Source organism: Enterobacter cloacae complex sp. GYL001 (assembly GCF_049237125.1).
Taxonomy (GTDB): domain Bacteria; phylum Pseudomonadota; class Gammaproteobacteria; order Enterobacterales; family Enterobacteriaceae; genus Enterobacter; species Enterobacter hormaechei_C.
Genome location: NZ_JBMKGW010000002.1, coordinates 253604 through 275193, shown reverse-complemented (window position 1 = coordinate 275193; position 21590 = coordinate 253604). Strand labels below are relative to the sequence as shown.

Here is a 21590-nt window from a genome sequence, read left to right as displayed (position 1 = left end):
GTAAGCGCAGCGCCACCGGGCATTGTTACAGGTTTAACCGGTCTTACGTTTTACGTTCTTCTTCGTTCCCGCAACACCGTTCGAACGCTGATGCGCAATAGGCGTGTGCTTGGTCAGCGCCGGGCGCGTGTTGCGGTTCTGGCGGCGCGCTTCGCGCATCTCTTCCAGCGTTGGCGCTGGCACCAGGCAATCACGACGCGAGCCGATCAGGTGCTTTTTCCCCATCTCTTCCAGCGCCTGACGGATCAGCGGCCAGTTTTTCGGATCGTGATAGCGCAGCAGCGCTTTATGCAGACGGCGCTGTTTATCCCCTTTCGGCACCACCACGTCTTCGCTCTTATAACCAATCTTACTCAGCGGGTTTTTGCCGGTGTAATACATGGTCGTCGAGTTGGCGAGCGGCGACGGGTAGAAGTTCTGCACCTGATCCAGACGGAATCGACGCTGCTTCAGCCACAGCGCCAGGTTCACCATGTCTTCATCCCGGGTGCCGGGGTGTGCGGAGATGAAGTATGGGATCAGATACTGCTCTTTCCCCGCCTGTTTTGAATAGGTATCAAACAGCTGTTTAAAGCGGTCATAGCTGCCCATGCCTGGCTTCATCATTTTGGACAGCGGGCCTTCTTCGGTGTGCTCCGGGGCGATCTTCAGATAACCGCCAACGTGGTGCGTCGCCAGCTCTTTGATGTAGCGCGGATCTTCCACCGCAATGTCGTAACGCACGCCGGAGGCGATCAGGATCTTCTTGATGCCTTTCAGGTCACGGGCGCGACGGTAAAGATTGATAGTCGGCTCGTGGTTGGTGTCCATATGCTCGCAAATGCTCGGATAGACGCAGGAGAGACGACGGCAGGTCTGCTCGGCGCGCGGCGATTTACAGCGCAGCATGTACATGTTGGCCGTTGGACCACCCAGATCGGAGATCACGCCGGTAAAGCCCGGCACCGTGTCGCGAATCGCTTCGATCTCGTTAACAATCGACTCTTCGGAACGGCTCTGAATAATACGGCCTTCATGTTCGGTGATCGAACAGAATGAGCACCCGCCGAAGCAGCCGCGCATGATGTTGATTGAGAAACGGATCATCTCGTACGCCGGAATACGGCTGTTGCCATATGACGGATGCGGCACACGCTTGTACGGCAGAGCAAAGACGCTGTCCATCTCTTCGGTAGAGAGCGGGATCGCCGGTGGGTTAACCCAGATATAGCGCTCGCCGTGCTTTTGCATCAGCGCTCGCGCGCAGCCGGGGTTGGTTTCATGGTGTAAGATGCGCGATGCGTGGGCGTAGAGTACTTTATCGCTTTTTACTTTTTCGTAAGACGGCAGCAGCACATAGGTTTTTTCCCACGGCTTCGGACGCGGCGGCTGCACCACCACGGCCTTTGCTTCCGCTTTCTTCGGCTCAACCGGTTTGTTATCCGCGCACGGCAGATCGTCACCGTACGGATGTGGGATAGGGTCGATTTTGCCCGGCATATCGATAATGCGGGAATCCACCCCGCTCCAGCCCGGCAGCGCCTCTTTCACCATGATCGCGGTGTTGCGCACGTCGCGGATCTCGCTGACCGGTTCACCCTGCGCCAGGCGATGCGCCACCTCCACCAGCGGACGCTCGCCGTTGCCGAAGATCAGCATGTCGGCTTTCGAATCCACCAGCACCGAACGGCGCACGGTATCAGACCAGTAGTCGTAGTGTGCGGTGCGGCGCAGGCTCGCCTCGATGCCGCCCAGGATCACCGGCACGTCTTTCCATGCTTCTTTGCATCGCTGGGTGTAGACGAGGGTCGCGCGATCGGGACGTTTACCCGCCACGTTGTCAGCCGTGTAAGCGTCGTCATGGCGCAGCTTACGGTCGGCGGTATAGCGGTTGATCATCGAGTCCATGTTGCCCGCGGTCACGCCGAAGAACAGGTTAGGCTTACCCAGACGCATAAAGTCGTCTTTGCTGTTCCAGTCAGGCTGGGAGATGATCCCCACGCGGAAGCCCTGGGCTTCAAGCATACGGCCACAGATCGCCATGCCAAAGCTCGGGTGATCGACATACGCATCGCCCGTCACCAGAATGATATCGCAGCTGTCCCAGCCCAGTTGATCCATCTCTTCCCGGGACATCGGCAGGAACGGCGCCGGTCCAAAGCAGGCTGCCCAGTACTGGGGCCAGGAGAAGAGGTCGCGATCCGGCTGGATCAGGGAAATAGCGCTCATAATGCTTCCGAAGAAAAAATAGACAAAAGGAGCGGGATTATACGCTGGTTTACCGGAGGAAATGAAGGGGTATTTATTGCCCGGTGACGCTACGCTTACCGGGCCTACGGGCCTGTAGGTCGGGTAAGGCGAAGCCGCCACCCGACTCGTTTTACGGTGCCGGATTCACCAGCATCTGCCCTACCGATCCCCTGTCCATCATCTCCAGCGTCTGGCTGTGGAACAGGAACGGGAAGTGCGGCCAGGAAGGCTGGCCGTAGTAGACGAGCAGTTCGACCTGGCCATCCACCCAGACGGTATCTTTCCAACCCCTGTCTTCCGGGAACGGCATCGCCCCGTTGACGTTGCGGATCAGGAATGACACCCCTTCAATATGGAACGACTGCGGCATCTCCGAGCGGACGGTCCAGCGCTCCCATGTTCCCTGTTGGGCGGTGATATCAATGCGGTTTACGTCCCACAGCGAACCGTTGATGCCCGGATCGTCGCCAAGGCTGATATCGCGACTGCGTACTGCCGGGCCGGTCACAATCTCCTGCGGCAGCAGGCGCATCGGCAGGCTGTCGGTCACCAGCGGCAACAGGCCGGTCGGGCGCAGCGTCAGCACCAGCGTGGAGACCAGAACGCTCGACGGTTCAAAGAAGCCACGAATACGGTCAACAATGCTTGCCGCTTCGCCGCAGGTCACGGACACTTCATCCCCGTTGGTCATATCCACGAGGATCTCACGACGTTCGCCCGGCGCCAGCGCCAGCTGTTTTACCGACACCGGCGCAGGTAATAACCCCTGATCGCCTGAAATCACGTGCAGCGCGCGGCCGTCGCTCATCTGCAACTGGTAGCGGCGCGAGTTAGAGGCATTCAGCAGACGCAGGCGCACCCAGCCACGAGACACTTCAACATACGGGCTTTGCGCGCCGTTAACCAGCAGCGTATCGCCCACAAAACCACCGCTGCCCGGCTCGCTGTACTCTGGCGTGCCGAAGTTATCCAGCCGCTTGTCCTGAATAATGATCGGGAAATCATCAACGCCGTAGTGATTCGGGATCGGCAGCGTTTTGCTGACCTCATCTTCAATCAGCCACATTCCGGCCAGGCCGTTGTAGACCTGCTGGGCGGTGCGGTTCGGGGTGTTGGCGTGATACCACAATGTCGCCGCGCTCTGACGAATCGGGAGGACGGGCGCCCAGTCGGCATTCGGCGACATCATGCGTGCCGCGCCGCCAATCAGCGGCCCCGGCACCTGCAAACCACTGACGGTCATCGCGACATTTTCCGTCGTACGGTTACTGTAGATGAGCTTAACGTCATCGCCATTCCACACGCGAATGGTCGGCCCGAGGTAGCGTCCGTTAATGCCCCATACCTGCGCGCGCGTTCCCTGGGTAAAAGACCAGTGGCTACGCTGAAGCGTGAGGAATAGCGGCTGCCCGCGACGGGATTCAATCAACGGCGGAATAGGCAGCGGCTGTTGCTGCCCGGCGGCGCTGGCTGTCCGCGGCATCGCACCCGCACAAAGGGCGATACCCGAAGCCTGAATAAACTGACGCCGACTGAGTGACATATAAGCTCCATCTGAAACGACTAACAACGCGGGAATTCGTTTTCCCTTACACGACACCGGGTCAAATCTTACCGGCGGCTTCTCGCTCTGCAACTTCTTTATCGAGCTGCGCAATATGCTGAGCCATCAGCTCGCGGCAGTGCGTGGCCAGCTCGCGCACCTGGTCTTTACCGTATTTTGAGGTATCTACCGGCGGCAGCATTTCGACAATGACCAGTCCGTTATTCAGACGGTTAAGATTAATCTTATTCGATGTATTGGAAACACACACGGGAATAATTGGAACGCCTGCCGCAATTGCAGCATGAAACGCGCCGGTCTTAAACGGCAGGAGGCCGCGACCACGGCTGCGCGTCCCTTCCGGGAACATCCAGATGGAAATCCGGCGCTTTTTAAACTGATCCACCACTTCCGCAATGGTGCCATGCGCTTTGGCGCGGTTGTTACGGTCAATCAGTAAGTTACCGGTGAGCCAGTACAGCTGACCGAAAAACGGGATCCACAGCAGGCTTTTTTTACCCACGGTTACGGTCGGCGGAAGAACAATATTTGAGGCCGTCACCATATCGTAGTTGTTCTGATGGTTAGCGATATAGATGGCGTTACCGAAATTCTCCGCCCCTTCAGGCAGACGCTTTTCAACCTTCAGGCCAAACAGCGGCGCAAGACGACCAAACATGTGGCCAAACGTCGCGACATGCTTTGGGTTACGCGGGCTGAACAGGCAATAAATCGATCCGAAAATACAGACCAGAATGCAATAAATAACGGTAAGAATGAGACGAACAATGTATAGCATAGCGACCTCTGAAGCCCTGACAGCTGACAATTATACTTCACCTGTGGCCAGGTAAGGACTTTATTACGAGCGCGTATTGTTAATCGCAACGCACGAATTAACAACGTTTTTACGGGAAATTTTATGGTAATTCCCCCTCCGGAAAGAGGGGGGATGAAACAGGTTACTCTTCGCTGTCGTCCGCTTTGCTGCGCGCCGGCGAGTCGATCTCCACGCGGTCGATTCGCTGGAGGCCGCGCATCAGTGAGCCGCGACGTCCACGCTCACCCACCACCTTCTGCAACTCTTCCGGACGCAGTTTGATTTTACGCTTGCCGACATGAATGGTCAGTGTGCTCTGCGGCGGCAGCAGGAAGAGATGCGCGAGGCTATCTTCGCCTTTTGCCGCTTCCGCTGACGGGATGCTGATGATCTTGTTGCCTTTGCCTTTCGACAGCTCCGGCAAATCGCTGACCGGGAACATCAGCATACGTCCGGCAGCGGTGATCGCCAGCAGCATGTCGCTTTCGTTCTCGATGATCAGCGGCGGCATGACGTGTGCGTTATCCGGCAGGCTAATGAGCGCCTTACCGGCACGGTTACGCGACACCAGATCGTTGAAGGTACAGATAAAGCCGTAGCCCGCATCAGACGCCATCAGCAGTTTTTGATCGTCAGCCTCCATCAGCATATGCTCAACCGTGGCGCCCGGCGGCAGCGTCAGCTTGCCGGTGAGCGGTTCGCCCTGGCCGCGCGCAGACGGCAGCGTGATCGGGTCGATGGCGTAGCTGCGGCCCGTGGAGTCGATGAACGCCACCGGCTGGTTACTCTTGCCCTTCACCGCCGCCTTGAAGCTGTCACCGGATTTGTAGCTCAGACCCGGCGCGTCGATATCGTGGCCTTTGGCACTACGTACCCAGCCGCTCTGGGAAAGCACGATGGTCACCGGCTCGGAAGGCAGCATGTCGTGCTCGTTCATCGCCTTCGCCTCTTCGCGCTCGTGCAGCGGAGAACGACGGTCGTCGCCAAAGGCGTCGGCATCGGCCTGCAACTCTTTCTTCAGCAGGGTGTTCATCTTGCGCTCGGACGCCAGAATCGCCTGAAGCTGATCGCGCTCTTTTTCCAGCTCGTTCTGCTCGCCGCGGATCTTCATCTCTTCCAGTCTGGCGAGATGGCGCAATTTCAGTTCGAGGATCGCTTCGGCCTGGGTTTCGCTGATGCCAAAGCGCGACATCAGGGCAGGCTTAGGTTCATCCTCGGTACGAATGATCTCGATCACTTCGTCAATGTTGAGGAACGCCACCAGCAAACCTTCGAGGATATGCAGGCGCTTAAGCACTTTTTCCAGGCGATGGTTCAGACGACGGCGCACCGTATCGCGGCGGAAGGCCAGCCATTCGGTGAGGATCTCCAGCAGGTTTTTCACCGCCGGACGACCGTCCAGACCAATCATGTTCAGGTTGATGCGGTAGCTTTTTTCCAGATCGGTAGTGGCGAACAGGTGGTTCATCACCTGCTCCATGTCCACGCGGTTAGAGCGCGGCACGATCACCAGACGGGTCGGGTTTTCGTGGTCCGATTCGTCGCGCAGGTCGTCCACCATCGGCAGCTTTTTATTGCGCATCTGGGAGGCAATCTGCTCCAGCACCTTCGCACCGGACACCTGGTGCGGCAGCGCGGTGATCACCACGGCGCCATCCTCTTTATTCCACACCGCGCGCATGCGCACGGAGCCACGGCCGTTCTGGTAGATTTTGCGGATTTCCGCACGCGAGGTGATGATCTCGGCTTCGGTCGGATAGTCCGGCCCCTGCACGATATCCAGCAGATCGTCCAGCGAGGTTTTCGGCTGCTCAATCAGGGTGATGGCGGCTTTTGCCACTTCACGCAGGTTGTGCGGCGGAATGTCCGTCGCCATGCCCACGGCGATACCGGTCGTGCCGTTCAGCAGGATGTTCGGCAGACGCGCAGGCAGCATTTTCGGCTCCTGCATCGTACCGTCGAAGTTTGGCACCCAGTCGACCGTCCCCTGCCCCAGCTCGCCCAACAGCACTTCGGCATATTTAGACAGACGGGATTCGGTATAACGCATTGCCGCGAAGGATTTCGGATCGTCCGGCGCCCCCCAGTTCCCCTGGCCATCCACCAGCGGATAGCGATAAGAGAACGGCTGGGCCATCAGCACCATCGCTTCATAGCAGGCGCTGTCGCCGTGCGGATGGTATTTACCCAGCACGTCGCCGACGGTACGGGCGGATTTCTTAAACTTGGCGGTAGCATTCAGCCCCAGTTCGGACATCGCATAGACGATGCGGCGCTGAACGGGCTTCAGGCCATCCCCGATAAACGGCAACGCCCTGTCCATGATGACGTACATGGAGTAGTTCAGGTAGGCGTTTTCCGTGAATTCATGTAGCGCGAGGCGCTCTGCCATATCGCTCATTACGTGTGATTCCTCAACTCAGAAACCGATGGGTTTCAGGCAATATTGCCGCAGATACTACCTCATCTGGCGAGTTGAGTCACAAAGAAAAAGGGCCGCATAAGCGGCCCTTTCCGGGTTATTTGTTCAGCTTGATAACCTGCTTCACGTCGATTTCAAACTCGTTCCAGTCTTTATCGATTTTACCCTGGAGTTCGACTTTATCCTGCGGGCTGACGGTCACGCCGTTCCAGCGCTTGTGGTCGATCTCCACCACCACCGTGCCGCTCTCATCGCGGAAGGTGTAACGGTCATCGGACAGGCGCTCGGTAATGTTCCCGCGCAGCTTCACCCAGGCATCGTCCTTCAGGTCTTTCACTTTAGCCGCGGTGGTGAGGTTGGCGTTGTTATCGACAAAGCCACCCTGCTGGGTTTGCGTCTGGTTCTGTGTCGCAGATGGGCCAGAGAAGCCACCCTGTGCAGCAAAGACAGGGGCCGTGGTCATCATAATGATGGCAGCAATTGCAGCGAATTTTTTCATCTTTATCTCTCCCTTTAATGTCGTTTCACAATCCATTAAACAGGGTAAACCTTAACAACTTCTTAAGGGGAAAATTTATTTATTTTTACTGTACAGCAGGCGCTTGCAGAAGGTTTACTGGCGGCATCAAGGAGGAAATATGCGCATTTTACTGGTAGAAGACGACAAGCTCATCGGCGACGGCATCAAAGCGGGCTTAAGCAAAATGGGCTTTAACGTGGACTGGTTTACCGACGGTAAAACCGGGCAGTCGGCCCTGTACACCGCGCCGTATGATGCCGTGGTGCTGGACCTGACGCTGCCAGAAATCGACGGGCTTGAGATCCTGCGCGCCTGGCGCGAAAGCGGTAAGAGCGAACCGGTGCTGATCCTGACCGCGCGGGATGCGCTGAGTCAGCGCGTCGAAGGGTTACGCCTGGGGGCGGATGATTACCTGTGTAAGCCGTTCGCGCTGATTGAAGTGGCGGCCCGCCTTGAAGCGCTGGTGCGCCGCAGCCACGGGCAGGCGCGCAGCGAGCTGCGTCACGGCAAGGTCACGCTCGATCCGGCAAGCCTTGTCGCCACGCTGGAGGGCGAAACGCTGGTGCTCAAACCCAAAGAGTTCGCCCTGCTGGAGCTGCTGATGCGCAACGCGGGCCGCGTGCTGCCGCGCAAGACCATCGAGGAGAAACTCTACAACTGGGATGATGACGTCTCCAGCAACGCCGTCGAAGTCCACGTTCATCATTTACGCCGCAAGCTCGGCAGCGAATTTATCCGCACCGTGCACGGCATCGGTTATACCCTGGGTGACGCATGAAACTGACCCAACGCCTGAGCCTGAAGCTGCGCCTGACGCTCCTCTTTTTGCTGCTGTCCCTGGCGGCCTGGTTTGCCGCAAGCGTGGTGGCCTGGCACCAGACGACCGACAAGCTCGATAAGCTGTTCGATACCCAGCAGATGCTGTTTGCCAAACGGCTGCTGACGATGGACGTGGACGAACTTCGCGCCCCGGAACGCATGCGCGAGGTACCGAAAAAAGCCAAACACGGCCATCTGGACGACGATGCGCTGGCCTTCGCAATCTTCACCGCCGACGGCAGCATGGTGCTTAACGACGGCGAAAACGGGCGCGACATACCTTACCTCTACCGCCGGGACGGGTTTGATGACGGTCGGTTGCAGGATGACAACGACGAATGGCGTTTCCTGTGGCTGACTTCTCCGGACGGGAAATACCGCGTGGTGGTTGGCCAGGAGTGGGAGTACCGACAGGATATGGCGCTGGACGTGGTCAGCTCGCAGCTGACGCCGTGGCTGGTGGCGCTGCCCGTCATGCTTTTGTTGCTGATTGTTCTGCTGAGCCGGGAACTGAAACCGCTGAAAAATCTGGCGCGGACCCTGCGCTCGCGCTCGCCGGATGCGACCGATACGCTGCCCACCCACGGCGTGCCGACGGAGGTTCGCCCGCTGCTTGATGCGCTTAACCATCTTTTCGCCCGTACGCAGGAGATGATGGCCCGCGAGCGCCGCTTCACCTCGGATGCCGCCCATGAGTTGCGCAGCCCGCTGGCCGCGCTGAAGGTGCAAACCGACGTGGCGCAGCTTTCCCTTGACGATCCCGGGGCGCAGTCTAAAGCGCTGGGGCAGCTGCATGCGGGCATCGACCGCGCCTCCCGGCTGGTGGACCAGCTTCTCACCCTGTCGCGCCTGGATTCACTGGATAATCTTGATGACGTCGAACCCGTGATGATGGCCGATTTGCTGCAATCCGCGGTGCTGGATATCTGGCATCCGGCGCAGCAGGCGGGCATTGATATTCGGCTCAACGTCAACGCGCCCGAGGTGATGCGTCACGGACAGCCGCTACTGCTGAGCCTTCTGGCGCGTAACCTGCTGGACAACGCCGTTCGTTACAGCCCGCGCGGCAGCGTGGTGGACGTGACGCTGCATACCCAAAGCTTTACCGTGCGCGACAACGGCCCGGGCATTTCTTCCGATGCGCTGGCGCGTCTCGGCGAGCGCTTTTATCGTCCACCGGGCCAGGACGCCACCGGCAGCGGTCTGGGGTTGTCTATCGTCAAGCGTATCGCGGCGTTGCACGGGATGCGCGTCTCGCTGGGCAATGCGCCGGAAGGGGGCTTTGAGGTGACCGTCAGCTGGTAGCCATTATTGCGCTCTGCGCAAAAGACTTTGCACATTTTGCTTATTTTTCCGCTCCGTCCTCGCGCGTAGAATACCCGGCATACTCTCATCATCGAGGACAAATAATGAGCAACATTCTGATTATCAACGGCGCGAAAGAATTTGCGCACTCTAAAGGCCAGCTGAATGACACCCTGACCGAGGTCGCGGATGGTTTCCTGCGCGACGCCGGACATGATGTTAAGGTCGTGCGCGCGGACAGCGATTACGACGTGAAGGCCGAAGTGCAGAACTTCCTGTGGGCCGACGTGGTTATCTGGCAGATGCCGGGCTGGTGGATGGGCGCACCGTGGACCGTGAAAAAATACATGGACGATGTGTTTACCGAAGGTCACGGTTCGCTGTATGCCAGCGACGGTCGCACCCGCTCAGACGCGTCTAAAAAATACGGTTCCGGCGGCCTGATTCAGGGCAAGAAATACATGCTCTCCCTGACCTGGAATGCCCCGCTTGAAGCCTTCACTGAGCAAGATCAGTTCTTCGAAGGCGTGGGCGTAGACGGCGCGTATCTGCCGTTCCACAAGGCGAATCAGTTCCTGGGGATGGAGCCGCTGCCGACCTTTATCGTCAACGACGTGATTAAAATGCCGGACGTCCCGCGCTATATCGCAGAATATCGCAAGCATCTCGCGGAAATTTTTGCTTAACTGGTAGCCTGGAATTAGAAGGAGTTAATTATGCTTACCGTTATTGCTGAAATCCGTACGCGTCCTGGCCAACATCACCGCCAGGCGGTACTGGATGAGTTCGCGAAGATCATCCCGACCGTACTGAAAGAAGAAGGCTGCCACGGCTACGCGCCGATGGTGGACGCCGCCACCAGCGCAAGCTTCCAGGCGACCGCGCCAGACTCAATCATCATGGTTGAGCAGTGGGAAACCGTCGCGCACCTTGAAGCGCATTTGCAGACCGCGCATATGAAAGCGTGGAGCGACGCGGTGAAAGGGGACGTTCTGGAAACCCACATCCGTATTCTGGAGCAAGGGGTTTAAGTTCCGTGAAATTTGCCGGGTGGCACTGCGTTTACCCGGCCTTCAACTTCCCTCCCAGGCCCGGTAAGCGTTAACGCCGCCGGGCTTTTTTTATCACCTTAACATTCAACTGCTATGCTTATTCTGACTTCATGTTTAACAGGAGGATGGAATGGGACTTTTTAACTTCGTAAAAGAAGCAGGCGAAAAGCTGTGGGATAACCTGACCGATCATAAAGGTCAGGGCGACAAAATCACCGAGCACCTCAAGAAACTCAACATTCCCGGTTCCGATAAGGTTCAGGTTAACGTCACTGACGGCAAGGCCAGCGTGACGGGCGACGGGCTGACGCAGGAGCAGAAAGAAAAAATCCAGGTCGCCGTCGGCAACATCGCGGGCGTCAGCGAAGTGGAGAACAATATCACCGCGACAGATGCCAAAGATGAAGCCACCTACTATACGGTGAAATCCGGCGATACCCTGAGCGCAATCTCTAAAACCGTGTACGGCGATGCCAACCAGTACAATAAGATTTTTGAGGCTAACCGCCCAATGCTCTCCAGCCCGGATAAGATCTATCCCGGTCAGACGCTGCGTATTCCGAAAGCGTGATCCCTCTGTCGGGGGTTACCCCCCGACTGTTTTTACCAGTACAGTTTCCAGCTCTGCGTAAAACGCACCAGTGCCTCAACGTAGAAGTAATCGCCCCAGCTCGCGCACTCATCCACGCCTTTATTGCTCGCCAGGTGATACACCGAGTGCTTAAGCAGCCCGTTGCCCTTCTCTTCTTTGCCCATCAGATAGTGCTTTGTCAGCGAGGACATAATCCCTTTTGCCCATTCGAGGTAACGTTCGCGATCCGGATCTGTGACCGGCAGATGTTTCACCAGCTCCAGCAGTCCACACACCGCAATTGCCGCCGAGGAAGAATCACGCAGTGCGTCGGTGCCCACCAGCGCCAGATCCCAGTGGCAGACGTAGTCTTCCGGCAGGCGATTGAGGAAGTAGTTCGCCAGCCGTTTTGACAGGGCGATCATCGTTTCGTCGCCGGTATAGATATAGCTCAGCAGGAAACCGTAAATGCCCCAAGCCTGCCCGCGCGACCAGCAGGAGTCGTCGGCGTAGCCCTGCTGGGTGTTGCCGTAGCGCGGTGCGCCGGTTGCCACATCCATATAGTAGGTGTGGAAGGTGGAGGCATCGTCACGAATGAGGTATGTCGCGGCCTGCATGACGTGCGCTTTTGCGGCGTCGGCAAAGCGCGGATCGCCCGTCTGCTCCGTTGCCCAGTAGAGCAGCGGCAGGTTCATGTTGCAGTCGATGATCATCCGCCCGGCCTGCTCCGGATCGGAGAGATCGCCCCACGCCTGGATGATTTTCGCCTTCTCGTGGAAGCGTTCCAGCAGGGCTTCCGCCGCCAGTAGCGAGAAGCCGCGCGCCTCGCGGTTTCCGGTCAGCCGCCACGCGGCTACGCAGGAGAGCGTGTAGAGGAAGCCTAAATCGTGGGTGTTGGTGTCGTTGCGCCCGGCGATGCGCAGGCCAAACGAGCGCACGTGTTTTTCCGCCATCGCGCGGAATTTTTCCTCGCCGCTCATCTCCCATGCCAGCCACAGCTGCCCGGTCCAGAAGCTGGCGGTCCACTCCACGTTGTCAGTCAGCGGATAAAAACCGTTCTGGCAGGTTTCCGCCGGGAATTTGTCGCCGAACTCCGTTAAATGACGGCTAATCAGGTCGAGAACGTGGCTGCGCGCCGAATTCAGTTCATCGCTGAATGCGCGGGAGTCAACGGGCGCAACGATAACAGGCAGACGTTCTTCTTTGATACGACTTAACATATTTCGGTTCCTTCTTTGACGGCGTAATTTATCGTGTTGACGTTTCTGCTACGTTCAGCGCACGAGCCCCGCGCCATTTGCTCTGACAGGCGGATAACGTAAAAGCAGAAATAAGGGTAAAGGTCAGCGCCGTTGCGCCCATGATGATATAGGTGTGCTCAAAGCCAATACGGTCATACATATAGCCGGCAGGGGAAGAGACCACCACGTTGCCAACGTAGAGCATCGCCTGATAGCCGAGTAAATACATGGTGGCATTGACGCGCTTGTCGAAATGCTCGGCGATATATTTAAATACCGACACCAGCAGGAGACAAATTTCCAGACCGTACAGCGGCTTAAGCACTGAAATTAACAGGTGTGAATCACACATGCCGGAAATAATCAGACGCGCCCCAACCACCAGCCCGACAATTAACAGCCCGCGTTTGGCGCCAATAAAGTTCACAAACAGCGGGACCACCATATACATGACAAATTCCATGCCCGACTGTACGGTCCCGAGATAGCCGAATACGGCGTTGCCCTCATGAATATCATCGAAGAAGGTGACGAAATAGCGCGAGAATTGCTGCTCGGCGATAAACATCATCCATGCCACGCCCGCCACGTACAGGCAGAAAGCCCAGAATTTGCGGTTACGCAGCAGGGCGTAAACGTCAGACGGGGCTATTTTCTCTTTCGTCAGCACCTCGCCTGCGTGAGCGGAGTTAGTGTTCACTTTCAGGCTCAGAAGGACAATCAGCATCACCACCGACGCCACGCTGCCGAGAATAAAGTTATACGCCGGTGAGAGGTTGAACAGCAGGCCGGAGAAAGATGACGCCACCGCCCAGCCGAGCGATCCCCACATACGGATCTGCCCGAACTCCATGCCATTCAAACGGCTAAAGCGGTCGGAATAAGATTCACACGCCGCCACGCCCGCGTACCAGGCAAAGCTTAAATAGAGCGCGCCGATAATAATCCCCAGCAGGGTATTAGACATTAACAGCGGCTGGTAAACATAAATAAAGAATGGCGCCATCAGGGCCGACATGATCACCACAAAATAGAGCAGATATTTGCTCATGCCGACCTTATCGAGAATATAGCCGTAGATCGGCTTGAGAATAACGGAGAATATCCCGTTCACCGCAAAGACGGTTCCAATCACCGATCCGCTCAGGTTGGCTTTCTGACCGAGCCAGATCGCCAGCAGACCAATACTGGCAGACCAGGTAAAGAAATAGAGAAAGATAAAGCTGCTGATTTTGTAGTATTCAGTTCTGTTGGTTGTCGATGTGCTTTTCATATCATCCTCGCCGGGGTGTAGGGCCAGATTTTTATAATGTGAACGACAGCTTACGTTCGCTTCCGGGTTCGCTAATCACGACCTGGTTATGGGTTATATTCAGATGCGGCGTCGCCGCAGCAGGCTGTTTTCCGCCAGCCAGAACGGCGCAACAGAGCCAGCTTTCCCCTTGCGTGAGGTCAGCTTTTAACAGCGGAATGGAGGCGCACTCCGCAAATATAATGCTGCTGTTCGGCGGCGTGACGATGCTGTCTGGCTGGCGCTGAATGATCGGCGAAAGATCGACAATGACGCTGCTGCCGTTTTCAGCCAACAGATAACAACCGCGTTCGCGCACCTGGTGGGCGGTTTTCATCACCGCAAAGCCGCCCTCGACGGTTTGCAGAGTGCGCGCGCTGTTGATACGGTGCAGGCGCAGGTGCCACTCCCCGAACGGGATCTGCCAGGTCGCAATCTGCACGTCGCGCCACGGCGACCAGCGCGAGAAAATGTAATTTTCATCCACCCGAACCTCTTCGCACTCGCGACGACCGCGGAAATAGTCATCTCCGTCCGCCAGCAGCAGCATGGAATCGCAGGCGGCATGCTTCAGGCCAAAACGCCCGCGCTCAAGGGTGAATCCGAAGCGGCTGGAGTAGGCAAATTTGGTGTATTTCGCTTCGGTGTTGACGTAATTGTTCAGCTCCAGCTGACCGGCGGTGAGCATGACGACGTGCTGAGAATCTTTCGAATGCATCAGGATCTGCTGCGCATGCGGAATCACATGTTTTTCAGCAAGCGTGGGCAGCGGTTGTTCTTCCGCCTGCCAGAACGGGTGTGCTTCCGGCAGCGCCAGGATCAGATAGATTTTCAGCGCCCAGTACGGTGAACCGGGGGAGTTGTAATCCTCGCACATCGCCAGGTTCGGATACGCAAACCCCAGGGTAAGAATACCGTCGCGATCGACAATCGACTGCTGCTGCCACCAGCGCAGATGCCGCAGCACAATGCCCTTCACGATGCCCGGGGTGAAGACGTCCAGTTGAGAAAAGGCCACCGCGCTCCAGAAGGCAACCATGGCAAAGCGGTAGGTCAGGCTGCGGCCAAACGGCACCGAGGCGCCATCGGCGGCGGACCAGTAGATAAAGTCTTCCGCGAACAGACGCGAGCGCTCGCGCAGCACCTTCGCCCTCGCCTCGTCGTCACTCAGGGTGGCGTAAATCAGGCCGTAGAAATGGAAAGCCATGGAGATGTAGTAATCTTTCGGGCGACCGGGACCGTCGGAATACCAGCCGTCGCCGAGGTAGTAGGCGTCCATTAGCGCAAAGCGGTGGTCAATGGCGGCCCGATCGTACGGCAGGCCGGCGCGCTTAAAGCCGAGCTGGACCATAATGGCAAAATAGTTCCAGTTGCTGTCCGGCATCTGCGCGTCGGTGATTTGGTTGAGCCACGCGTGCAGGTTCATCACCTCGCGCCCGGTAAAGTGCGCGGTGAGTTTATCCCCCAGCAGAGCGAGCCCCAGACCGTAGGCCGCCATCTCCACCAGACGTTGATCGTACGGGCCGGTTTCACCCCAGTAGCCGCTGCTTTGCGGGTCGGTACCAAGCTTAATGGCAGTAAGGTACTTCTCGCTGAACGGCGTGCTTTCGCCGGATGCCATCAGCGGAAACAGCCCCCAGAGCGCGCGGGAAAGTCCCTCCATCTGCGCAATATCCGCGGTGTAATGGGCGCAGGTGTCGCCCAGCGGGAATCGTGAACGGTTCGCCGGAAATTGCGTGTCCAGCGCCTGTAAAAGTGCATTCAACGACGCCACTACCTCCTGGCGTGAAGACAACGGATTTGATTTTTCTTTGTTTGCCGCCCACATCGGTTCGCCCTCGTAATCAACTGCGGCAAAGCATAGTGAATCCGCAAGGGGCAGAAATGTTAGCCATGTCACAGGCATGAACGATGAATAAACCTCCAGTTGAGAAAATTTAAAAAGGTGGTTTATAAAGACGATCAGACGGGAAAAAGTTGAGTTTTATTGCACTATGCGCGACACGCCGACATCCGACCTTCTGGAACTGATCGCCCTGAATGATACCGTGGCCTCGTTCAGCCGCCTGTTTGCCAATACGGTGCGCTACCATCACTGGCATCAGTGTCTGGAGATCCTCTATGTGGAAGAGGGCTTTGGCGTGGCGATTGTCGATAATCGTCACTACACCATGCGCCCCGGACGACTGTTTTTCTTCCCGCCTTTTACGCTGCACAAGGTCATGGTGGACGAACAGGCGGAGGCAATTTACCGCCGCACCATTATTCATCTCGACCAGCACGCGGTGCTGAAGATCCTGCGGGATTTTCCCCAGACCCGGCAGCGCCTGGAGCGGCTGTCACGCCGTGGCGGCGAAGCGTGGGTCGCCGATTTAGCCCACTGTCACCACCATATCGACCATCTGTTTAGCTGCTATAAACCGCCGATGAACGGCGAGAGCATCGCCAGCCTGCTGATCGGCCTGTTCGCGATGCTCCCCGACGATCACGACGGTGAGCCGGGCAACAGCCAGGGGATCGCCAGCCAGGTAATGTTCTGGCTCGACGAGCATTATCAGGAGAAATTTCGTCTGGATGCCCTGGCCGAAGAGCTGGGTAAATCACGCAGTTACGTATCGCGAAGATTCCATGCGGAAACGGGCGAAAAAATTCACGACTACCTGAACACGCTAAGGTTGCGTAAGGCGTGCGAGTGTTTACTCCACACGGATTCGAGCGTGCGTGACATTGCCGCACAGGCGGGATTTTCCGACGTGACGTGGTTTATCAGCGCGTTTAAAAAGGGGATTGGCGAGACGCCGTTGCAGTACAGGAAGAACCATCGTGCGGTTTGACGCCCTCACCCCAGCCCTCTCCCACGGAGAGAGGGGGAAGATCATCCGCTCTTCTTCCCCGGCTTTAATCCGCGGTGTAACTCGTTGATGCGCTTCATCGACTTGATGGTGCGCTGCGGCTCGGTGGAGGCGACGGACAGAATAATCATCTCCAGGCACAGCAGCACCGTGCCGTGCAGCGGGATTTTGCCTTTCTCGCCGCCGCGCGGGACGTGGATCACTACGCTTGCCTCTTTGCTAAAGCGCGAGTCCGTGGCGTTGGTCAGCAAAATGGTGGGAATACCCAGGCGCTTCGCTTCGCGCAGCGTGGTCTGCCCCTCCCGGTGCGCGGATTTTTGCGCCATCATTACCAGCACGTCACCGCGCTGTAGGGCAATCAGCTGTTCGGCGAGGCCAATACCGGTGCGGTTGAGCGGGATCGCAGGCAGGCCTATACGGCTAAACAGTCGCGAGGTGTACTCGGCCAGAATGCCGGATGCGCCAATGCCAAAAATAGCGACCTGTCTCGCCTGCGCCAGCAGCGACACGGCCTGCGCCATCGCGTAGCGGTTGCCCGGTTCGGACAACACCGCGCAGGTGTGCTGATGGCCTTCCAGCACAAAATCGATGCTCGCGTCGACGTCGCTGGTAAGCGTGTTTACCGTGGTGGACATCTTCTCGCTGGAGGTGACCACCGGGCCAAACCACTGCTCCAGGGTCTGCTTGAGATCCCGCAGCCCGCCAAACCCAAGCGCCTGAATGGCACGCACCACGGTGGCGTCCGAGGTGTGTAGCACAGCGGCAATCTCCATTGCCGTCTGCTCAATAACCGCTTCACGATTTTCATTGATATAGCTCGCCACCTGCAGCAGACGCGGCGTCAGCTGGTGCGCCCGCGAGCGGAGGCGGTCGCCGTAGACATCAATTTTTCGGATCATCGTGCGGCCTCCGGCAGCGGACGGCCCACTATCTGCGACTGCACCTGCGCGGCCATCAGCCCCAGCGAGGCAAATGAATTTGAGATCGCTTCCTCGCGGGAGATGAGCACGTAATGCCCGGTTCGGCAGGCGTTGAGAAACTGACACCAGCCCGGCATCACCGCATCCATCGCCGCCAGCTCGTCCTGCGGTTTTCCGCCGGTGTCCCCGCGCCAGGTGGCAAAGACAAAATCAGCATCCAGCTCCGGCAGGCGCTCGGCGCTGACGTCGATGCGCCCGCCCTCCGGGATGCTCTCAATCAGCGGCGGGAACCTGAACCCTGCGTCGCGCAGCACGCGCCCAAGCGAGTGGTAGCTGTGCATGGCGTTGATTTTGCCCTGATTGGCCTGAATCACCGAGACGGTCAGTTTGCTCGTATCGATGGTCGCCTTTAGCGCCTCGATCTGCTCCTGATAGCGACGCTCCAGAATCTTCAGCCGCGCCTCTGTCCCGGTAAGCTGCGCCAGCTTGCGGTAGATCTCCGGCGCACCGCCGTCGAGGTGATCGATACTCACCGTCGGGGCAATTTTTTCCAGCTGTTCGACCGGCGTGTTGCGGGTCGGCTCGGTGATGATAAGATCCGGCTTCGCCGCGGCGATGGCTTCAATATCGATATCCGCGGTGCCGATGAATGTGATGTCGGAATTATCAAAATCGATGCCCGTCAGCATACCGCTGGAACGCAGAAAATGGCTGCCGTCCGGTCGGGTGCGGCCATGGCTGGCAACCGGCGGTACGCCAAGCTCGATCAGCGGAATGGTGATATCCAGGTCGTGCAGGGACACAATCCGCTTCGGGTTAACCGGCACCACCACGTTGCGGTTCAGGTCGTCAGTAAACGTCTGCGTTGGCTCTGCGGCTCCTACAGCAAAACCCACCAGCACCAGCATTGCAAAAAATACGCGCATTTTTATCCCCTAAAATCGATCCCGACGCTGCCAGAGCAGCAGCAGGAAAAACGGTCCGCCAATCAGTGAAATGACAATTCCCGCCGGCAGCTGCAACGGGAGAAATGCCAGCCGCCCGACGTTATCCGCCAGCAGCACCAGCAGCGCGCCCAGTACGGCACTTCCCGTCAGCAGTGCCGTTTGCCCTCCGCGCAGCAGCAGGCGCGCCATGTGCGGGGCAATCAGCCCGACAAAGCCGATACTCCCCACGCAGGAGACGCAGGCCGCGGTGAGCACCACGGGGGCAAACACGCGCAGCAGAGCGAGGCGTGAAGTCCGCACGCCCAGCCCCGTCGCAGTGTGGTTGCCGAGCAAGGCTACGTCTGCGGCGCGTGCGGTAAAGAGCAGCAGCGCAAACGCTGGCACTGTCCAGGCAGCAGCGATGCTGACCAGCGTCCAGCTTGCCGCATGCAGGCTCCCCGCCAGCCACAGCATCGCCGTCTGGACGTCGCGCACGTCGGCGGTCGTCATAAAGACCCCCATCGCGGCGGCAAACGCCCATGACACGCCGATGCCAATCAGGATGAATCGCGGGCGCGAGATATCACGCGCCAGCGCCACTACCAGCAGCGCGGTCAGCAGCCCACCGGCCATGCCGATAAGTGGACGCCAGTACGGCCCCAATCCCGGAAACTGAAAAATCAGCAGCAGCACCGCCGCGCTACAGCCCTCTTTCACGCCGATAAGACCGGGGTCAGCAAGGCCGTTGCGGGTAATGGACTGCATGGCCGCCCCCGCCATGCCGAGCATCGCGCCGCACAGCACCGCCATCAGCAGGCGCGGCAGGCGGATATCCATCACAATGTAATGCGCATCCGCCGTCAGACGTTCAGGATAAAACAGCGCACGTCCGATGGCGGAAGCAGGAATGGGCAGCGAACCGTGCGTCAGGCCAAAACTTAGCAGCAGGAGAGCGGCAAGCGATAATACGGCCAGATACAGCAGCGCCCTCGGGCGAACCAGCGCCGAGAAGGAGAAAAATCGTACTGCCCTCAATCCAGCCCGGTTCATTTGAACATCCTTGACGCCATAAGGATAAAGACCGGCGCGCCGACCAGTGCAGTCATCACGCCGGTTGCCAGCTCATACGGCGTTAACAGCGTACGGGCGGCGATATCCGCCATCAGCAGAACCAGCGCCCCGCAGAGGGCTGAAAGCGGCACCATCACGCGCAGGTCCACCGATACCAGACGGCGAATCAGCTGCGGCACCACGAGTCCGATAAACCCGATCGGTCCGGCAACTGAAACCGCCGCGCCGCACAGCAGGGCGATGGCCAGCAGCGCGAGCAGGCGCGTTTTCAGCAGCGACACGCCAAGCCCCTGCGCCATTCTCTCGCCCAGCGCCAGCATGTTCAGCGACGGCGACAGCCAGAGCGCCAGCGCAAAACCCACGGCAGCGGCCCCCGCGGCGCTAGCGATCGTCTCGCCGATGACTCCCGCCACATCCCCCGCAAGCCAGGTCCGCACGGCCAGCAGCGTCTGTTCATCCAGAATCAACACCGTGGCGGTTATCGATGAGGCAAATGCCGACATTGCCACGCCGCACAGCGTGACCTTCATCGGCGTGAGACCGGTACGCCCGGATGAGGAGAACGTTAGCACCAGCAAAAAGAGCGCGGCGGCGCCAGCTGCGGCTATCAGAGGGCGGCCAAACGGCAGCGACAGCCCGAGGGCACTCGTCAGCACCACCGCCAGCGCCGCCCCTGCATTCAGCCCCAGGATATGCGGCTCGCCGAGCGGGTTGCGGATCACTGATTGCAGCAGCACGCCCGCGATGCCGAGCGCCGCGCCCGCCACCAGGGCGGCGCACAGCCGCATCAAGCGCAGCCTGACGATCACGCTATGCTCAAAATTGCGCGGGTCGAAGTGGAAAAATGCGTCTACTACCGTCCGGGGGGCGATAACGCGCGCCCCGATGCTCAGGTGCGCAATCGCGCCTGCCAGAAGCAGCAGCGTAAAGAGAATAAAGGCCACAGATGTGCGCATCATGGTTTGTCGTCAGCCTGACGGAACGGCATAAAGAACGGCTTGCCGGTCAGCGGGTTAACCGACATATGCACGTCGACGTCAAACACCGCTTTGATCAGCTCCGGCGTGCAGGCGTCGCCCTCATGCAGTACCCCCTCAACCTTTCCCTGACGTAAAAAGACCAGCGAATCACCGTAATTCACGGCGAAGTTGAGATCGTGCAGAACCACCACCACGGTGCGCCCGTGCCGGCGCGTCAGCGTGTGCAGCAGTTCGAGGATCTCCACCTGGTAGCGAAGATCGAGGTACGTCGTGGGTTCATCCAGCAGGATATAGGGCGTTTGCTGCGCCAGCACCATAGCGATCCAGCAGCGCTGGCGCTGGCCGCCGGACAGGCTTTCAACCAGATGATGGGCAAACTCTGCCGTTCCGGTCAGGCGTAACGCCTCTTCCACGGCCCGCTCGTCTTCCTCGCTCCACTGGCGCATCACGTTCTGCCAGGGGAAACGTCCGCGCGAGACCAGCTCAAATACGGTTAACCCTTCTGGAAGCAGCGGAGACTGCGGCAGGATCCCGAGCTGGCGGGCGACCGCTTTGGTTGGTTGCGAGTGGATGGCTTTGCCGTCCAGCACCGCGCTGCCGCCGAGCGGCTGAAGCAGCCGTGCGAGGGTACTTAACAGCGTCGATTTTCCGCAGCCGTTTGCGCCCACCAGAACAGTCATTTTCTGCTGGGGGATCGCAAGGGAGATATCATCAACGATGATTTTTTTCTGGTAACCCGCGGAGAGGTTCTCAAGAACCAGTCCCGGCTTTTTGATGTAGTAAGCCACGTGAACGCCAACGTAAGAAAAAAAACCAACAAATAAAAATAAAACTCATTCTCTTTTGTGAGTTTGCCGCCGCTCCATGTAGTAGTCAAGCGAAGATACACCCTGTAAAACCCAGGGATAATTGAGCATCACCGCACAAATTAAAATTCATTTTTATTAATTATTTTCAATATCTTAAACCAGAAAACGAAGCGTATTAGTCAGAGAGAAACCTCTGTAGCGAAATTTTTATTTATTTCA

19 protein-coding genes are annotated in these 21590 nt (G+C 58.2%); 6 read left to right on the top strand and 13 right to left on the bottom strand.

Translation table 11 applies throughout. From position 1 onward, the window contains the following. Positions 1 to 33: 33 nt before the first annotated feature. From ACOTWU_RS05375 to ACOTWU_RS05355, 5 genes are all read right to left on the bottom strand, one after another. Positions 34 to 2208, bottom strand: coding sequence for a YgiQ family radical SAM protein (locus ACOTWU_RS05375; RefSeq protein ID WP_017692666.1), 2175 nt, complete (start codon positions 2206 to 2208; stop codon positions 34 to 36). A gap of 151 nt (positions 2209 to 2359) precedes the next feature. Beyond that, on the bottom strand, positions 2360 to 3772 hold the full coding sequence (ftsP, locus tag ACOTWU_RS05370; protein WP_017692665.1) for a cell division protein FtsP: 1413 nt from the start codon (positions 3770 to 3772) through the stop codon (positions 2360 to 2362). A 61-nt stretch (positions 3773 to 3833) separates the two neighbouring features. Further along, positions 3834 to 4571 (bottom strand): 1-acylglycerol-3-phosphate O-acyltransferase, encoded by a 738-nt coding sequence (plsC, locus tag ACOTWU_RS05365; protein ID WP_003862497.1) that lies wholly within the window; start codon positions 4569 to 4571, stop codon positions 3834 to 3836. A gap of 163 nt (positions 4572 to 4734) precedes the next feature. Next, on the bottom strand, positions 4735 to 6993 hold the full coding sequence (parC, locus tag ACOTWU_RS05360) for a DNA topoisomerase IV subunit A (RefSeq protein ID WP_003862499.1): 2259 nt from the start codon (positions 6991 to 6993) through the stop codon (positions 4735 to 4737). Between the two features lie 118 nt (positions 6994 to 7111). After that, entirely contained in the window at positions 7112 to 7513 is a 402-nt protein-coding gene (locus ACOTWU_RS05355) for a YgiW/YdeI family stress tolerance OB fold protein (protein ID WP_126498758.1), read from the bottom strand. 139 nt (positions 7514 to 7652) lie between these two features. Between ACOTWU_RS05355 and qseB the strand changes: the two genes are divergently transcribed. The 5 genes from qseB to lysM all read left to right on the top strand — a co-directional run bounded on the left by qseB (position 7653) and on the right by lysM (position 11281). Continuing rightward, positions 7653 to 8312 carry a quorum sensing response regulator transcription factor QseB gene (qseB, locus tag ACOTWU_RS05350; RefSeq protein ID WP_047365722.1) on the top strand — a complete coding sequence of 220 codons (660 nt, stop codon included), beginning with the start codon at positions 7653 to 7655 and terminating at the stop codon, positions 8310 to 8312. After that, on the top strand, positions 8309 to 9658 hold the full coding sequence (gene qseC, locus ACOTWU_RS05345; protein WP_017384053.1) for a quorum sensing histidine kinase QseC: 1350 nt from the start codon (positions 8309 to 8311) through the stop codon (positions 9656 to 9658). Before qseB ends, qseC begins: the two co-directional genes overlap by 4 nt. Before the next feature lie 104 nt (positions 9659 to 9762). After that, on the top strand, positions 9763 to 10344 hold the full coding sequence (locus ACOTWU_RS05340; protein WP_015571876.1) for an NAD(P)H-dependent oxidoreductase: 582 nt from the start codon (positions 9763 to 9765) through the stop codon (positions 10342 to 10344). A 30-nt stretch (positions 10345 to 10374) separates the two neighbouring features. Further along, positions 10375 to 10689, top strand: a complete 315-nt coding sequence (locus ACOTWU_RS05335; RefSeq protein WP_003862506.1) for a putative quinol monooxygenase — start codon at positions 10375 to 10377, stop codon at positions 10687 to 10689. Positions 10690 to 10840: 151 nt separating this feature from the next. Further along, on the top strand, positions 10841 to 11281 hold the full coding sequence (lysM, locus tag ACOTWU_RS05330; protein ID WP_014885249.1) for a peptidoglycan-binding protein LysM: 441 nt from the start codon (positions 10841 to 10843) through the stop codon (positions 11279 to 11281). Positions 11282 to 11313: 32 nt separating this feature from the next. On the opposite strand, the gene ACOTWU_RS05325 is transcribed toward lysM, so the two are convergent. Genes ACOTWU_RS05325 through ACOTWU_RS05315 form a run of 3 tightly spaced genes read right to left on the bottom strand, consistent with a single transcriptional unit; the run spans position 11314 to position 15641 of the window. Beyond that, entirely contained in the window at positions 11314 to 12501 is a 1188-nt protein-coding gene (locus tag ACOTWU_RS05325; RefSeq protein WP_017384052.1) for a glycoside hydrolase family 88 protein, read from the bottom strand. A gap of 28 nt (positions 12502 to 12529) precedes the next feature. Beyond that, complete coding sequence (locus ACOTWU_RS05320; protein ID WP_045906822.1) at positions 12530 to 13795, bottom strand: oligosaccharide MFS transporter; 1266 nt, start codon at positions 13793 to 13795, stop codon at positions 12530 to 12532. A gap of 31 nt (positions 13796 to 13826) precedes the next feature. Then, positions 13827 to 15641, bottom strand: a complete 1815-nt coding sequence (locus tag ACOTWU_RS05315) for a DUF2264 domain-containing protein (protein ID WP_126498757.1) — start codon at positions 15639 to 15641, stop codon at positions 13827 to 13829. A gap of 166 nt (positions 15642 to 15807) precedes the next feature. On the opposite strand from ACOTWU_RS05315, the gene ACOTWU_RS05310 reads away from it, so the two are divergent. Beyond that, the gene (locus tag ACOTWU_RS05310; protein WP_032619012.1) at positions 15808 to 16647 is read left to right on the top strand and encodes a helix-turn-helix transcriptional regulator; all 840 of its coding nucleotides are present in this window, start codon (positions 15808 to 15810) and stop codon (positions 16645 to 16647) included. A gap of 41 nt (positions 16648 to 16688) precedes the next feature. Here ACOTWU_RS05310 and ACOTWU_RS05305 read toward each other — a convergent pair whose 3' ends face one another. From ACOTWU_RS05305 to ACOTWU_RS05285, 5 genes are read right to left on the bottom strand one after another with little or no spacing between them, the layout of a single operon-like run. Continuing rightward, entirely contained in the window at positions 16689 to 17564 is an 876-nt protein-coding gene (locus ACOTWU_RS05305) for a MurR/RpiR family transcriptional regulator (protein WP_023304437.1), read from the bottom strand. Next, complete coding sequence (locus tag ACOTWU_RS05300; RefSeq protein WP_023295451.1) at positions 17561 to 18511, bottom strand: iron-siderophore ABC transporter substrate-binding protein; 951 nt, start codon at positions 18509 to 18511, stop codon at positions 17561 to 17563. Before ACOTWU_RS05300 ends, ACOTWU_RS05305 begins: the two co-directional genes overlap by 4 nt. Positions 18512 to 18520: 9 nt before the next feature. Further along, the gene (locus ACOTWU_RS05295) at positions 18521 to 19561 is read right to left on the bottom strand and encodes a FecCD family ABC transporter permease (RefSeq protein WP_017692658.1); all 1041 of its coding nucleotides are present in this window, start codon (positions 19559 to 19561) and stop codon (positions 18521 to 18523) included. Beyond that, positions 19558 to 20541, bottom strand: a complete 984-nt coding sequence (locus ACOTWU_RS05290; RefSeq protein WP_023304438.1) for a FecCD family ABC transporter permease — start codon at positions 20539 to 20541, stop codon at positions 19558 to 19560. The genes ACOTWU_RS05295 and ACOTWU_RS05290 overlap by 4 nt, the downstream gene beginning before the upstream one ends. After that, on the bottom strand, positions 20538 to 21350 hold the full coding sequence (locus tag ACOTWU_RS05285; protein WP_023304439.1) for an ABC transporter ATP-binding protein: 813 nt from the start codon (positions 21348 to 21350) through the stop codon (positions 20538 to 20540). The genes ACOTWU_RS05290 and ACOTWU_RS05285 overlap by 4 nt, the downstream gene beginning before the upstream one ends. Positions 21351 to 21590: the final 240 nt, after the last annotated feature.